The sequence below is a fragment of the Dyadobacter ginsengisoli DSM 21015 genome (genome assembly GCF_059568735.1).
In genome coordinates this window covers 1-15,099 of the sequence record NZ_JCANTY010000012.1, presented here as the reverse complement: position 1 = coordinate 15,099, position 15,099 = coordinate 1, and the positions used below count along the sequence as shown (strand labels likewise).

At 45.2% G+C, this 15,099-nt stretch carries 16 protein-coding genes and 1 tRNA gene; 6 read left to right on the top strand and 11 right to left on the bottom strand.

What is annotated here, in order from left to right:
• Positions 1-29 precede the first annotated feature (29 nt).
• The 3 genes from BP71_RS33730 to lptC are packed head-to-tail and all read left to right on the top strand — an operon-like array spanning position 30 to position 2,628.
• The gene (locus tag BP71_RS33730; protein WP_496386079.1) at positions 30-752 is read left to right on the top strand and encodes a type III pantothenate kinase; all 723 of its coding nucleotides are present in this window, start codon (positions 30-32) and stop codon (positions 750-752) included.
• Complete coding sequence (bamG, locus tag BP71_RS33725) at positions 736-2,034, top strand: BamG family beta-barrel-assembly machinery protein (protein ID WP_496386078.1); 1,299 nt, start codon at positions 736-738, stop codon at positions 2,032-2,034. The genes BP71_RS33730 and bamG overlap by 17 nt, the downstream gene beginning before the upstream one ends.
• 33 nt (positions 2,035-2,067) lie before the next feature.
• Entirely contained in the window at positions 2,068-2,628 is a 561-nt protein-coding gene (gene lptC / locus BP71_RS33720; RefSeq protein ID WP_496386077.1) for an LPS export ABC transporter periplasmic protein LptC, read from the top strand.
• On the opposite strand, the gene BP71_RS33715 is transcribed toward lptC, so the two are convergent.
• From BP71_RS33715 to BP71_RS33665, 11 genes are all read right to left on the bottom strand, one after another.
• Positions 2,625-3,035 (bottom strand): c-type cytochrome, encoded by a 411-nt coding sequence (locus BP71_RS33715; protein ID WP_496386076.1) that lies wholly within the window; start codon positions 3,033-3,035, stop codon positions 2,625-2,627. The genes lptC and BP71_RS33715 overlap by 4 nt on opposite strands.
• Before the next feature lie 23 nt (positions 3,036-3,058).
• Entirely contained in the window at positions 3,059-3,721 is a 663-nt protein-coding gene (locus BP71_RS33710) for an SCO family protein (RefSeq protein WP_496386075.1), read from the bottom strand.
• Between the two features lie 7 nt (positions 3,722-3,728).
• Positions 3,729-4,166 (bottom strand): viral A-type inclusion protein, encoded by a 438-nt coding sequence (locus tag BP71_RS33705; RefSeq protein WP_496386074.1) that lies wholly within the window; start codon positions 4,164-4,166, stop codon positions 3,729-3,731.
• A gap of 37 nt (positions 4,167-4,203) precedes the next feature.
• Positions 4,204-5,859 carry a DNA repair protein RecN gene (gene recN, locus BP71_RS33700; protein ID WP_496386073.1) on the bottom strand — a complete coding sequence of 552 codons (1,656 nt, stop codon included), beginning with the start codon at positions 5,857-5,859 and terminating at the stop codon, positions 4,204-4,206.
• A gap of 147 nt (positions 5,860-6,006) precedes the next feature.
• Entirely contained in the window at positions 6,007-6,243 is a 237-nt protein-coding gene (locus BP71_RS33695; RefSeq protein WP_496386072.1) for a hypothetical protein, read from the bottom strand.
• A 17-nt stretch (positions 6,244-6,260) separates the two neighbouring features.
• Positions 6,261-7,190, bottom strand: coding sequence for a type IX secretion system protein PorD (porD, locus tag BP71_RS33690; RefSeq protein ID WP_496386071.1), 930 nt, complete (start codon positions 7,188-7,190; stop codon positions 6,261-6,263).
• A complete protein-coding gene (coaBC, locus tag BP71_RS33685; protein WP_496386070.1) occupies positions 7,175-8,383 on the bottom strand; it encodes a bifunctional phosphopantothenoylcysteine decarboxylase/phosphopantothenate--cysteine ligase CoaBC in 1,209 nt (402 codons plus the stop codon). The genes porD and coaBC overlap by 16 nt, the downstream gene beginning before the upstream one ends.
• A gap of 155 nt (positions 8,384-8,538) precedes the next feature.
• The gene (locus BP71_RS33680; RefSeq protein ID WP_295933423.1) at positions 8,539-8,850 is read right to left on the bottom strand and encodes a DNA-directed RNA polymerase subunit omega; all 312 of its coding nucleotides are present in this window, start codon (positions 8,848-8,850) and stop codon (positions 8,539-8,541) included.
• Between the two features lie 44 nt (positions 8,851-8,894).
• Positions 8,895-9,818 (bottom strand): outer membrane protein assembly factor BamD, encoded by a 924-nt coding sequence (locus BP71_RS33675; RefSeq protein WP_496386068.1) that lies wholly within the window; start codon positions 9,816-9,818, stop codon positions 8,895-8,897.
• A 75-nt stretch (positions 9,819-9,893) separates the two neighbouring features.
• Positions 9,894-10,511: a T9SS type A sorting domain-containing protein gene (locus BP71_RS33670; RefSeq protein ID WP_496386067.1), complete on the bottom strand. Its 618-nt coding sequence runs from the start codon at positions 10,509-10,511 to the stop codon at positions 9,894-9,896.
• A gap of 174 nt (positions 10,512-10,685) precedes the next feature.
• Positions 10,686-12,296, bottom strand: a complete 1,611-nt coding sequence (locus tag BP71_RS33665; protein WP_496386066.1) for an OstA-like protein — start codon at positions 12,294-12,296, stop codon at positions 10,686-10,688.
• A gap of 112 nt (positions 12,297-12,408) precedes the next feature.
• On the opposite strand from BP71_RS33665, the gene tilS reads away from it, so the two are divergent.
• From tilS to BP71_RS33650, 3 genes are all read left to right on the top strand, one after another.
• Positions 12,409-13,746, top strand: coding sequence for a tRNA lysidine(34) synthetase TilS (gene tilS / locus BP71_RS33660; protein ID WP_496386065.1), 1,338 nt, complete (start codon positions 12,409-12,411; stop codon positions 13,744-13,746).
• A gap of 126 nt (positions 13,747-13,872) precedes the next feature.
• Positions 13,873-13,957 (top strand) — tRNA-Ser (locus BP71_RS33655).
• A gap of 248 nt (positions 13,958-14,205) precedes the next feature.
• Positions 14,206-14,868, top strand: a complete 663-nt coding sequence (locus BP71_RS33650; RefSeq protein ID WP_496386063.1) for an antirestriction protein ArdA — start codon at positions 14,206-14,208, stop codon at positions 14,866-14,868.
• The last annotated feature ends 231 nt before the right edge of the window (positions 14,869-15,099 follow it).

Genomic DNA, 15,099 nt, shown 5'->3' with positions numbered 1-15,099 from the left:
GACCGGAAAATCGGAATTTTGAAAGAACTATGAATATTGTTGTTGATTCCGGGAATACCTACTCGAAAATCGGATGGTTCGATGGGGAAAAACTTATACGCTATACGACGCATCTGGAATTCCCGGAACTGATCCGGAATATCAGAGAAACCGAGCCTGCCTGTCTGCTTTACTCGTCGGTCAGCCGAACCCGCGAGGAATTTCAAGAGGCACTAGGTGAGTCGCTGAATATTATTGCGCTGACTCCTGATACACCGCTTCCCATCGGTAAGAATTATGATACACCACAAACACTGGGTGCCGACCGCATCGCTGCGGCCGCGGGAGCAAACCACCTTTATCCGTCTGAGGATTTGCTGGTGATTGATATGGGGACCTGCATTACCTATGACCTTATCGACTGCAATGCGGTGTTTCAGGGGGGCTTAATTTCTCCCGGTGTGCGGATGCGATTTAACGCAATGCATACGTTTACTAAAAGACTTCCCCTTTTCGAACCTGAGCAAGGACCGGATTTGATCGGAAAAAGTACCCGGCAGGCTATGCAAAGTGGCGTTATGAATGGTACTCTTGCTGAAATTGAAGGAATTATTGAACGATACCGACACAAATACCCCTCTTTGCGCGTAGTATTATGTGGTGGGGATGCGGCTTTTTTTGAAAGTAGCCTGAAACCACCCATCTTTGCGGTGCCGGAACTGGTTTTAATAGGATTGAACAGAATTTTAATATATAATGTCTCTTTACAGTAGAATAGGAATAATCACGCTTGCCATTACACTCGGTTGGAGTTGTACAGCTCTTACAACAAAGCTGAAAGCACAAGGATTGGGCAATTCTCCGTATTCATCCCTGGGAATGGGAGAGTTTTACGGAGATGCATATTCCGACAATACTGGAATGGGAGGGGCCGGGGTAAGCACCGGAGGAGGGTTTCAGGTCAACAATCTGAATCCTGCACTCTGGGTACGAAACCGTTTCACAACCCTCGATGTGGGCCTGGTCGGGCAATATAAAGATATCAGATCGGGAAACCGTAATCAGGGCAACGCCGGGGGAAACCTGGCCTACTTGTCGCTATCGTTTCCGGTATCGACGAAGTGGGTGATTGGTATTAACTTAAAGCCTTACAGTTTTATCGACTATCAAAATAGCTTCACAAGAACTGTAACCGGATCGCAAGCTATCGCGGAATATACCGTTTCGGGTAAAGGCGGTGTTAACAAAGCATCGTTGACCAACTCTTTCCAGATCGGCAGATATGTAAGTCTTGGTTTGGAAAGCAGCTATTTCTTCGGAAACGTACGCAGATCGTCGGATGTCTCTCTCCTCGTCAGCAACCTTCCAGCCGATTATGTAGTAAGTCTGAACGACCGCAACACTTATTCAGATATTGCATTCAGGGCAGGAGCGGCAGCACGGATTCCTTTGAAAAAAGACAACAAACTGAACCTGAACCTGGGAGGAACATACAGTTTCAGCACTTCGATTAATGCAACAAAGACGACCTCGTTTGAGCTGACGCAAGGTTCTTACCCCGTCGCGCTCCCCGATACGCTCGAAAATAACCTGGCTGGCTCCATGAAAGTACCAGAGCAATTTCAGGTAGGAGCAAGTCTGGAATGGCCGCTCAAAATGGTCCTGTCGGTCGATTACAGTCATCAAACCTGGTCCAAATACCGGAACTTTGATAAGTCCAGCGACAACCTGAATGATGTAAACCGTATTCATGTTGGTTTGGAATATCTTCCTCGCTTTACATCATTGAACTATTTTGACCTGGTTCGGTACCGGATCGGGTTTAGTCACGGTAAAACCCCATACACGGTCGATAAGGTAGACATCAATGATACCAATGTGAGCCTCGGATTTACGTTTCCTATGGGGCGCGGTTATTCGAATTTCCTTTCTGTGGCATTGGTAGGCGGGCAGCGCGGTACCAATTCAGGTGGAGCGATCCGCGAACGTTACGGGCGTGTGGTGCTTGGGATCACATTGTTGGAAAAGTGGTTCCAGAAACAGAAGATCGATTGATATTCAGATCGTATGACCAACGATAATATCCATATGAGATCGAGAAAAGGAGATAATAGAAATTTATCTCCTTTTTGCATTCTAGCGATGGTGATGCTGCTACTTTGGTCTTGTGAGACAAAAAAAGACAAGATTGGTGCCGTATATAACGGCCCGTTTGAAATTGTAAACAATCTGGGAGTAAAATACAGCGAGCAAGGAAAAATGAAGGTGTTTGTAAAAACCCCTCAGTCGCTGACCTATCAGAACGAGACACGGGTTTTCCCGGATTCCATCAATATCAGCTTCTTCGATACCTTGGGAACGGTCGTTACTACATTGCGATCAGATTCCGGAAGATATGACCGTAATGCCGATGTGTACATTGTGAAAGGGAATGTCCGGGTGGTTAAGTCCGAAACACATGAGATACTGACAACCTCCGAATTGAGCTGGAGTCCGGGCACGCGCAAGGTTTTTACCGATAAACCGTTGGCGGTCATCAACAAGCGTACATCTGAGATAACCAACGCGATTGGTATGGATGCCGAGCAGGATTTCAGCCGGATCAAATTCCGGAAGGCTACTGGTATCTACAAATTTACCGGCCCCTAGTCGACTTTGCAGCCACTCAGCGCCCGGTGTACAAAGTCGATTGGTGTGTAGGTGCTGTCTTTGCCCCATTTCATTGATACGAAGCTGACGATTTCGGCAATCTCTATTTCCGTAAGCTTGGGGTTTGCGGGCATTGGACGATTGAATTGTTTTCCGTTGACGATGATCGTATCACGCATTCCGTTCAGGATAATGCATGCCATACGCGCTTTGTCAGCTACGACCGAAGATCCGGCAATGGGAGGGTATAGGGCCGACATCCCTTTCCCGTCAGTTTGATGGCAGTTAGAACAATGCGTAATGTACAACTGCTGGCCCTCTACAAAATATTGTTCACTTTTTAATTCCTCAGAACTCTGACAAGAAACGACAATGAATGCTGTGAAAGCCACGATAACAGCTTTCACAGCGTGTGGGATTAGGGATACCTTCATTTTTTGTACTCAGCCAGCAGCCGCTCTATATCGTTGAGCAATTTCTTTGTCCCTTCTTCAGTGGTTCCGTCATACATTCCTCTGACGTGTTTGTCCTTGTCCACTAAAATGAACGCTCCACTGTGGATATAACCTCCCTGCACAGTTGTATCTTCCTTCGCTGTGGACATATAATTCTTTTGCCCGATTTCGTAAATTCTTTGCTTATCACCAGTCAGGAACTGCCACTGGGTACCATCTACACCCAGGTCCTTGGCAAATTTGTTCAGTACCTCGGGCGTATCATGCTCGGGATCGATCGAGTGCGACAGGATCATTACGTCAGGATTTCCCTTGTAGGCCTGGTATACCTTCGCCATTTGTCGCTTCATGACCGGGCATATGGTAGGACAGGTTGTGAAAAAGAAATCAGTGATGTAGATTTTATTTTCCACGGCCTTTTCGGTAACGGTGTCGCCGTATTGATTGACAAATGCAAACGGAGGAATCTTATTATAGATGGTATCTACTATTTCCTTACCGTCAACAGTTTTTTTTACCCAGTCACGCTCTCCCAGGATAGGTAACTTTTTGTCTCCATTATCGCAGGCTGTCAAGGCCGCAATGCAAGTGGAAACAAATAGTGAGCTCAACAGAATAGATTTGAAATTCGAGTTCATAAATGGATTATTCTAAAAACGTCTTAGCCTCCTGAATCGCTTTCAGGGTGGCCTGCTTCACGAGGAGAATCTTATCTTTTTCTTTTTCAAAATATTGAATGGCAGCCTGAGGTTCCAATTTTTTGGCTGAATCACCACGATACTCGTGCATCCAGTCCATCATCAACTTGTCCGATTCCGTGAGCTTCTGGTTAAGATCAACGGCTTTTATCCGCTGCTCTGCCAACGTATTGCTGCTGACACCGACATTCTGAAGACTGTCGATGCCTTGTATTTTTTTAGAAAGCTCCGTTTTAAGGCTCATGATATCCCCGCCTTTGGGCATTACCTCGTCGTGAATGGCCAATACTTCGGTTTCAAGATTTGAGAGCTTTTCCTGGTCTTTATCCTTACCGCATGCAATGCAAAGCATGAGGATTGCTGATAGGAGGGTAAAATGCTTCATAGTTGTGAACAGGGTTAAATTGAGTAGTATCTTTTGGCTAGTCCTTCAATATCATTTCACGTGCATTATGAAGGACTGCTTCCGAAGGATTGTGTCCGCCGATCATCTGTGCGATTTCCTGAACACGTTCGTCGATTGTAAGTTTTTTGATCCTGCTGACGGTTTTGTCAGACGAGTGGTCTTTGTAAACAAAATAATGAGCATCTCCGCTGCTGGCGATCTGGTGCAGGTGGGTGATGGCAATAATCTGGTGATTGACAGCCATATTTTGCATCATTTTCCCCATTTTCTTGGCAATTTCTCCCGACACACCCGTATCAATTTCGTCAAAAATGATCGTGGGAAGTTTTCTTTTGTCTGCAAGAATATATTTGATCACCATCATGAGGCGGGAAAATTCACCCCCGGAAGCCACCAGTCTCAATTCCTGCGGTACAATGCCTTTGTTGCCGCTAAACAGAAATGTAACCGAATCGATCCCGGTAGGGGAGGGAGCTATTTCAACAATCTGAATACTTAACGACGCATTGGGTATTCCGAGTTCAGCCAGACGGTCGAGAATTAATTTTTCAATCGCCTTTGTCACCTTTTGGCGCTTGTCTGACAGACTTTTAGCCGTGGCGAGCATTTTCTCTTTGGTCTGAACAAGCTTCTTTTCCGCGGAAGCAAGATCCTCATCCAGGTTCATGACCGCGTTCAGTTTGGTCTGAAGCTGCTCCTCTAAGGCCAGGAGTTCGCCAATAGCCGACACCTGGTGCTTTTTAAGCAGGGAATAGATCAGGTCGAGACGCTCCTGAACAATCTCCGTTCTGTTTGAATCGAGTTCTACATTGCCATTTACCTGATCAATTTCGTCGGCAAGATCTCTCAGCTCGATAAGTGCGCTTTGGGCTCGCTGTCGCAGAATATCGTAGTCAGTAACGAGTCTTGATGCCTGGGTAAGGGACGCTACCGTGTTTTTTAGGAGATCCAGTACTGAATTTTCAGGATTGTCGAGATAGGCATGGGCGAGTTGCAATTTTTCCTTAATCTCAACGGCATTTTCGAGGATAGTGAGCTCTTGCTCCAGTTTCTCCTGTTCCTCCGCTTTTAAAGCCGCATTGTTCAGTTCCTGAAAGAGGAATTGATCGTAGTCAAACTCCTTACGTAACTGGTGCGCTCTTCTTTTTAGTTCTTCCAGTGTTTTTGCAGCTTCGCGGTAGGCGTTAAAATCGCCTTGATAAGATTTGAGCAATCCTCCGTTTTCTGCAAATGAATCGACTACCTGCAACTGAAATTCATTATTTCCTAGCAGAATCGAATCATGTTGCGAATGGATATCCAGCATTTGCGTTCCGATTTTTCGCAGGGTGTCCAGATTGACGGGCGTATCGTTGATGAATGCCCTCGATTTGCCGGCAGCAGAAATTTCACGGCGGATAATGCATTCGTCGGAAAAATCCAGATTCTCATCCTCAAAATTGGGCGCAAGATCGTAGCCCTTCAGGTTGAAACTACCTTCGATGACACATTTTTCGTTGGCGTCATACAATGACTTTGCGTCGGCCCGGTTACCCAGGAGAAGGCCAATCGCCCCCAGCATGATGGATTTCCCTGCTCCTGTCTCACCGGTAATGATGTTCAGACCTGGATCTGGCGACATTTCAAGGTGCTTTATCAGCGCGTAGTTTTTGATAAGTAAATTAGAGAGCATATCTAATTCAGGCAGCAGATTACCGGAGATATTGTAATCGGGCTGGAATGAAGGGAATCATGGTTTGTCTCCGATACGAATATAGTTATGATCTTCCCAATTAGGAAATCTGGCGACAGGCAATCCGATTATTGTATGACTGATTGGCTATTTCGAAGCGGAATTTTGAACGTCGTCGTATACAATCTCATAAACATCTCTGAATTTCACGAGATGCAAATGATCACGGGTGTCTTTCAGTGTGAAATGATCGCTGCTAATGGAGTTCACTTTGCCAAAAAGAGTATTCCCGTCAGACAGCACGGCGTTAATGGAAAATTTTTGTAATCCGCTCATCGCGGTAATCAGTTCGGCGGGTTTTATACGTATTAATCGTTTACTCATTCAATTTGGTGATGCAGCTACATGGATAGCCGTTGATAAAGTTGTGTTTTCGAAGGGTCCAGATTGACCAGCAAAGAATATGCCTGTGCTCTTTCTCCCGGTAAACCCTCGATCATTATCTTATAAAGTTCGTCTGATTTTACGTCAAAGAACGAATTGATGACTACACTGGCTGGTCGTAACTGATTTACTTCTTTCACAGTGGTCAGAAATTCCAGGACCTTACTCCGGGTTTCTGCGGGGTTTTGGGTGGCAACATCAAGGCCCTGCCGGTAATACTTGTAAATGCCTTCCCTGAACGGCGTGAATTGCTGGCTCATCAGGTTTTCAATCAGCCAGTACCTGTTTTTTGAATCTCCATTTGAATCCCATCCCTTTTTGTTCGGGGACGAGTTTCGTGCCTGGTTAACCAGATTGAATGCTTTCTGAACGTAGGGTGAACCGCCCATTTTACTGAAAGAATCGTAGTCAAAGATCAATGCAATGTTTGCATAGAATGCGAGAATATAGGGGAGCTCCTCCGTATAGCTGTTTTCGTTGAAATAAAGCTGCGTGCTGGGAAGATATGTAAATGTGAAATTCTTATCGACATAGGTGAAAAGGACCGTCTCATAAACGGAATTATAAACGGGTCTGGATATGATCAGCTGGGCATTTCCCTCATAGCTCCCCTGGGCCAGGGACCGGGTGAGGTTTACATTCAATTTGCATTTGATCTTTTCCTCTTTATTGAACTGATCATTGGTCCAGCGGGTGTTGTTGAGAAAGTCGCTCATATACGTTTGTAACTGGCTCATCGACTGAGGGTCAGTCTTTTGTTGGGCCACCAGTTGCTCGTAATTGACATTCACTGTGAATTGAAATTCCTGCGCACAGACGTGTTGCGCCGCGACCGCAAACAGGAGAGAGGCGGTCAGGTTCAGTATTTGTTTTATGCTTCGCTCCATCTGGCTAGTATAATATTGAGGATGTCTTGCGCGACTTCCGTCTTTGATTTGAGGTCGAAATGTTGAACGTTTCCGTCTTTTCCAATAACGGTTATTTTGTTGGTATCGTGTGCAAAACCCGCGCCTGAATCATTGAGTGAGTTCAAAACGACATAGTCAAAATTTTTCCGCTGCAGTTTATCGCGGGCATGGACCAGTTCATTTTCTGTTTCCAACGCAAAGCCGATGACGATTTGACCGTTTTTTTTTTGTATTCCAAGCTTTCCGGCTATATCGGTTGTTTTCGAAAGGTCCAGGGACATGGTTTCTCCCTGTTTTTTGATCTTTTGCTCAGCTACGTGAGTGGGCGTATAGTCCGCAACGGCAGCTGCGAATATAATCAGATCACTTTGGTCGAAAAGCTCCCTGGTTGTTTCGTACATCTGGTGCGCACTTTCTACATCGACCTTCCGGATACCCTGCTGAGAATGTGTTATGTGCGTGGGCCCGCTAACGAGCGTTACCCGGGCACCCGCGGCAGCGAATGCATCGGCTATTGCATAACCCATTTTACCTGACGACCGGTTGCTGATAAAGCGCACCGGATCGATAGGCTCAACCGTGGGGCCGGCTGTGATCAATACTCTTTTGGATACTGCCAGTGGGTTTTTCGCTAAATGAGAACCGAGTGCCTCAATAATCGTCTCGGGTTCGGCGAGCCGCCCATCACCGATCAGTCCGCTGGCGAGTTCGCCATATTCGGGTGCGATAAAGTGGTTTCCGTAGCTGACAAGTGTGTCTATATTCCTTTTAGTGGAAGGATGTGCGACCATGTCGACGTCCATTGCTGGTGCAAAAAAAACCGGACATCTCGCTGAAAGATATATGGCTGTAAGAAGGTCATCACAATGGCCAGTCGCACATTTCGAGATTGTTTTCGCGGTTGCCGGGGCGATGATCATCAAGTCGGCCCAAAGTCCGAGCGCTACGTGATTATTCCATTCTCCCGTCTCGTTCTTTGTGAATGATGATAAAACAGGATTTTTGGAAAGTGTCGAGAGGGTTAATGGCGTAATAAAGTCTCTGGCCGATTCGGTCATGACAACCCGGACATGGGCTTCGGCCTTAACGAGGAGCCTTACCAGTAATGCCGATTTGTAGGCAGCTATGCTCCCTGAGACTCCTAACAGTATCTTTTTGCCTTTGAGATTCAATTTACAGAGGTTTCGGTGTTCAAAGAGGCAGAATAGGATTCTTACCGAGCATAAAGTTACAGAGATAAAGCAAATGGCAAATCCTTTCTGCGGCGAAATAAAAAGCCAGCCATCAATCTCGATTAATGGCTGGCTTTTACAGAAATACCTTAGTACTATTCCTCGGTTGTTTCGCGGTAGCTGTGGTAGGTCTTTCCCTCGATAAATTCATCGATTGATATGCTTCCTGCTTTGGGCATGCGCTCGTAGAATTTTGAGATTTCGATCTGCTCTCTGTTTTCGAACACTTCTTCCAGGTTATCAACTCCCGAAGCGAATTCTGCAAGCTTGTTATTAAGCTCTTCCTTCATCTTGCTGGATATCTGGCGCGCTCTTTTGGAAATGACAGACACGGATTCATACAGGTTACCTGTTACTGCCGCTATCTTATCTGTATCACGGGTAATGATCGATGGATTCGTTGCCATGTTGGTCTGATATAGTTAAAGTTTTAAAACAATGTTATAATGCCCTATTGTCCTTTGGGTTCACTGACAACGGGGGTTGTTACTTTGGTTGGTTTGTTGGCCGGATCAGGTTGCGTTTCTTTTAGCTTTTGCCTTTCAGCTTCGGCTTTCGCGATGATCTCTATCTGTTCCTGGCTGTTGTCGAACATTTTTTCGGCATCCCGGTTGTATTTGCCCGTCGGGTACTTATCAACAAGCTCCTGATAGAACTTCACAACATCCTGAAAACGTTCCTTTTGTTTATCGACAAAGCTATTTGCCGCCAGGTTGTATTGCGATTCGACTTTCAGGAAAGCGAGTTCCTCATTGTATTTGGAGTCAGGGAAATCTTTACGAAAATTCTCAATCGAAATAACCGCAGATTTGAGTGACATTGGATTGAAGTCGCTGATTTTATGATACAAGCGCGCACGCTCATATGCCTTTCGTTCCAGCTTGGAGCGTAATTCCAGGATGTATTTCGTACATTCTTCACGGAAAGGGCTGTCAGGATAAGTATTGATGAAATCCTGCATGGCTGAAATGGCCGTGAATGTGCTCGTCTGATCCAGGTTGAAAGGGGACGAATCCTTGTACAGCGAAAACGCATGCATGTACAGGGATTCCTGCGCATAGTCGCTCCGTGCGTAAGTGTCGTAAAATTTCTTGAAGAGAAACTGACTGGTATTGTACTGGCCCTGATGGTATTGCGTGTAGGCGTAGTAGAATTGAGCCAACTCAGATTCCGTGCTACCCTTCAGTAAGGGAATCAATTCTTCAAACAGCAAGCCCGAGCGGTAAAAATCCCCTTTTTTATAGTAGGCCATAGCAGCATCGTATTTCTGCTGATCGGTACCTGTTTTCTGTAACTTGGAGAACTTACTGCAGGAAGTGACAACAAGGATTGCAATGAATAGCAAGAAATAGCTTGCCGGACTGTTTTTTCGCATATTAACTGCAAAGGTAATAAAAAAAGCTACATCATCCCTAACGAATGCGTAGCTGATATAGTGTTAAAAGTTAGCTTATTGCTGATGGCGTACAAGCATTTTTTTTGTAGCCACCTTTTTACCGTCTACCGAAAGTTGGTAGAAGTAGAGGCCGGTAGGCATATCCCTCGTGTTTACCCTCAATTTCCGATCATTCTTGTTGAGAGTAAATTCTGCCATTTGGGAACCCAGCACATTATAGAAAGTCAGCTTTGCATCCCGGAGGCCAGTTGAAATACTAAAATCGAGCTCCGCGTATTCGCTGGCAGGATTAGGGTAAACATTGGAGACTGAAATTTTGTCATTGACAAACAGAAGCTCCTCAGCTTTGGTTTGTGCCTCTACGGCCGGAGATTTTCTCTCACCTGTTTTCTCTACGGGTTCTGCTACGAGCAAACTGTTGTCATTAGTACCTGCGGCGGAAAAGAGGAAAGATGTGTAGAATCTATTCAGCGCTTTTGGATTTTGCAAAGTCAATGGCTGGTAGTTGATGCCATTGGAAAAATTCGAAAATTTGATATTCTGTGTAGCGGGGGCCTTCTTCTTGCCGACCATGTTCAGACGACTTCCCCCCGACACGCTTTGGGCCTGTAACCCCTGGAAGATCAGGGTCAAGGCTAATGTTATATATAAAAAATGTATAGTTCTTTTCATAGCTTCAAAATCGGAAACTTTTGACTAATGCGTTATGTATTTTAGCTTAAAAGTCCGTTACAAAAATATAGAGAAATAATTGCATATTCAAAATATATTGTACGAACGGATAACTTTATTTTTCTACCAAAAAATCATGCCGGGTGACTCCATCTGGCTCTTCCGGCCAAAAAACTACTTCTCTTTCCACATTGCCTTCTCTTTGGTCGGCTTTTCGGCTATCCGCCAATTAAAGCCGTCGAGTTGTCGTTCCGCGGGTTTTATTTTGGAGGGTGGGATGAGTTTTCCATCCGGCTTCCCGATGAATGCAATACGCTGAACTCTGTTGTCTTCAAATAGCAAGTTCATTCGCCCGCATTCGACCCTGTTGAGACCGATACTTTTCTGCTTATCGTCTATCGCATAATAAGCGCTCTCTCCGTTTCCATCTACAAGTACCTGTTTCAGCTTGTTCCCGGTTTGGAAGTACGCGTTGATCGTCCGTCCCTTGACCTGGTTAAACTGTTTAACCAGCGTGTCTTCCGTGATTACAAACGATTTGCCTTTCAACAGCATCCTGTTGATTTCATTGCTGACCAGAAATGCGGTAATGGAATCCGCCTCCATCTGATAATGCTGGTCACTCCACAAAATTGGCTTTCGGAAAAACCGAATGACAGAATCGGCAGTATTGTAGGTGATCGAGTCGCATTTTCCCTGGAAGTCGGATTTGTAAATAAACACATTGCGGTCTCCGATGAGTTTTCGGGTGCTATCACGCGCATTCTCGTAAGAATACAATGTATCCGCCCGGATGTAGAGCGTGTCCTCGGAAACAACGTTTCTGACGTAGGCATGCCCGAATATTTTTGAGTATCCCTTTGTCTTCCAGTAGTAACCTTCGTCGCCGTTGAGAACGGTCCGGTCCTTTTTTGCTACGATCACTACGTTTCCTTTTCCCTTTCCGTCATTGCTCTTCCCGTCCACTACCAATGAGTCTGCGGTAAGCGTATACGTCTCATTGTCCACAGTGGTCCGGGTATGAAATGCAGATTGGGTCGATTCCGTATTGTACTGTCCCTTGGTGCCTACCACAGTGCCGTCTTTGTTTACAATTTTGGTCTTCCCGTTGAAAAAAGACCACTTCGTGATCGAATTATAGAGTAAAGTGTCTGTTGTGAGTGTGTACTTTTTGTTGACCAGCTTTACACTTTTGTAGTAGGTAAATTCTTTGGTCGCCGTGTTGTAGAAACCTTCCTTGCTGGTCAGTACATTTTCCTCATCCACCGTTTTGCCAGGCTGTTTGTAATAGGCAATTCCATTGGCCATGTCATATTCGATCTTACGGGTCGTCAGCGTTCGTTTGCTGTCTTTCAGGACAGTTTTTTTTCCACTAACAATGGCCATCCGGGTATTGCCGTAATAGTACAGTGTATCCCCCGTGACAGTGACCGTGTCTCCCTGAACAATTTTAACATTACCAAAAGCTTCTATCATATTACTGTTGATATGCTGGATGGCAAGGTTACTGTACAGGAGGGCGCCTTTATGTTTGAAAATACCATTGGTAACCCTTCTGGAATCATCGCCATTTTGATTGATAATTTCCAGTTCATCGGATTTGAGGAGCTCAACCAGATCTTCACTTTGGGACGGCTGCGACTGCGGCAACGCCTTCTGTGCGAAGAGATAAGGTGAAAAAATCAGTATGGCAAAGAACGTTAGATGAAATATACTTCTTTCGATATTGATGACGCCGAAAAGTTTAAAAGGGTTGCAGATTACAGTACAATTTTTTTTCTCCATATCGCTTTTCTTTCTCTTACCTTTGAATAAAGACCCCGATTTTGACGGTCCATGGAAGAGATCAGTCTATTCTTGTTTATTCAAAAGTACATCAAATACGCCTGTCAGGTTCATGTTGGATTCTTTTTTAACTTTTATTAACCAACACACGCCGGAACTGAAAGAGCAGCCCACCCTGCTTGCAGTGAGTGGCGGAATCGACTCTGTGGTAATGGCACATCTCTTTCACAGAGTGGGGTTGAAGGCTGGGATTGCACATTGCAATTTTGGCCTGAGAGGGGAGGAGTCCGATGGGGACGAAGCGTTTGTGAGGGAGTTGGCGGACCGTTACGGGTTCCCTTTTTTCTTGACGCATCCGGATATCCAAAGCGTAGTAGCTTCGGAGACGATATCCACCCAAATGGCAGCACGGGACTTGCGTTATGAATGGTTTGAAAAGATTAGGGAGGAGTTTGGCTATTATTGGATTGCAACGGCACATCACGCCAACGACTCGCTAGAAACGCTGTTGCTCAACCTGACGAGAGGCACGGGATTACCAGGACTTCACGGGATCATGCCCGTTAGCCAGAGATTGATCCGGCCGTTGATTATGACCAACAGGGCTGATATCAGAAAGTATGCCTCGGACAACGGTCTTTCATGGCGTGAAGACCGGTCGAACAGCGCTGATGACTATGCCAGAAACAAAATCCGGCATTATGTCATTCCAGTACTCCAACAACTGAACCCCTCGCTGGAAGCAACTTTTATGCACACTTCTGAGCGACTGAGGGCTGCTAATTTGCTTTTAAACGAGTACCTGGATAAATGGAAGTCTGATGTAACAGAAGTACAGCGGGATGCTATGCGGATACCGATCCGGTCCCTGCGGGAGGAAACTGAACCGGCATACCGGCTGCTGAGCATTTTACAGCGATATGGATTTTCTTACACACAGGTCAAGGGCATCATGAAGGCGCTTGCGGGGATACCGGGAAAGAAATTTTACTCAGCAACTCACATTCTTCTTATCGATCGGGATGATCTCATTCTGACTCGGGAATTTGACCGACCTGTGCAAAGTGAGACGCTTGTGGAGGCCAGTGACGAGGCGTTTGAATGGGGGGCATTCAGGTTTGCAATGTCCAAACATAAAGTAGGGGAGGCTATATCGTGGGACGCCAATAACATCGCATTGGATGCGGATCAACTGGTCTTTCCCCTGAAAGTCAGAAAATGGAAACAAGGAGACGAGTTTTATCCTTTGGGGATGCATGGCAAGCGAAAAAAGGTAAGCGACTTACTAGTGGATAAAAAATTAAACCTTTTTGAAAAGGAAGCTGTGTGTGTGTTGCTGAATGGTAGCGGAGATATCGTCTGGGTGGTAGGAATCCGTGCGGACGAGCGATTCCGATTGCTGGAAACTGCAAAAAATATTGTGGTTATATCGGGACATAAATATTTGTAGTACAGGATAAAAAGCGGCGCTATCAAGCAAAGCTGACGGGATTATGAAGAAAATTTGAGTGCAGATATTGCGCTTGTCGATATTAGTTGTACCTTTGCACCATGTTTCGCATACGGCGATACGAATAGAGAGATGGCAGAGTGGTCGATTGCGACGGTCTTGAAAACCGTTGACTGTAACAGGTCCGGGGGTTCGAATCCCTCTCTCTCTGCAGGACATGATGTCAAAACATTCAAAAACCCCGTTTAAACGCTTTAAACGGGGTTTTTGCGTTTTTCGGGTTTACCAAAAAATGCAAGAAATCCCAATGAAAATGTAGGGTATCATGGAAGTGGTAAAACTTAATAAAAACTTCCATAGCATATCGACTAACTGGCTGATCAAAAGATGTTTACACACTAAATATCTTTACTTTCAAGTGTAACAATTCGATTTTTGTTCATCTTAAACATTTTTACTATGTTAGAAACAAGCTTCGGGTTGATTTTCTTTTTGAAAAAGCCCAAACCAGAATTAGCGGATGGAATGCGCTATCTCTACTGCCGGGTCACGGTTAACGGCGTTCCCAAGGACATCTCTACAAAACGCATTTGGCATCCGTCCAAGTGGAGCGTCAGCGGTGGTCGGGCGACAGGAAACAAGGAGGACACCAAGACATTGAACGCCTACCTCGATACACTGACCTCCAAAATTTACGAGGCAAAGCGATCCCTGATTGAGGCAAATAAGGAAGTAACCTCAGAAGCGATCAAGAATATTCTTCTCGGCAGAACGGAACGCGGCAAAACTATCCTTCCCATCTTTCGAGAGCACAACGATCAAATCGCCGCTTTAATCGGAGCTGATTTTGCGCCAGGCACATTGGAGCGCTATGAGACCTGCATGAAACACACCCGTGATTTCATCAAATGGAAGTACCAGGCAGACGACTTTGAGATCAGGAAGCTGGACTACGAATTCATATCACAATATGAATACGCCTACCAATACGTCGAAGAAACAGGACTACTTTCAGGCGTACCATCCGCGCTCGAAAAATATTTTGACTACGAAGCCTTCGCCAGAGACTTGTTTTTAGAAGGGTACAGTGAATATGAAGGTCATGTTTTTGCAGATTACTGATTATGAGATTGAGTGCGATAACTGATGATTTCAAGTTGTCGCACTCAATCACTAGATCATTTTATGCAAGATGTCTTATAGTTGAGTTTTCTGTTCGCGAATTGCAAACAGAGTCTGGCCCGTTTCATTCGGAAATTTTGTGAACACAGATGGATCAATTTGAAATGTATTGCCTGACGATTTCTTCGAAAAGTAGCGTCAGTTATAGAATGCGAATATTCTTCTATTTCA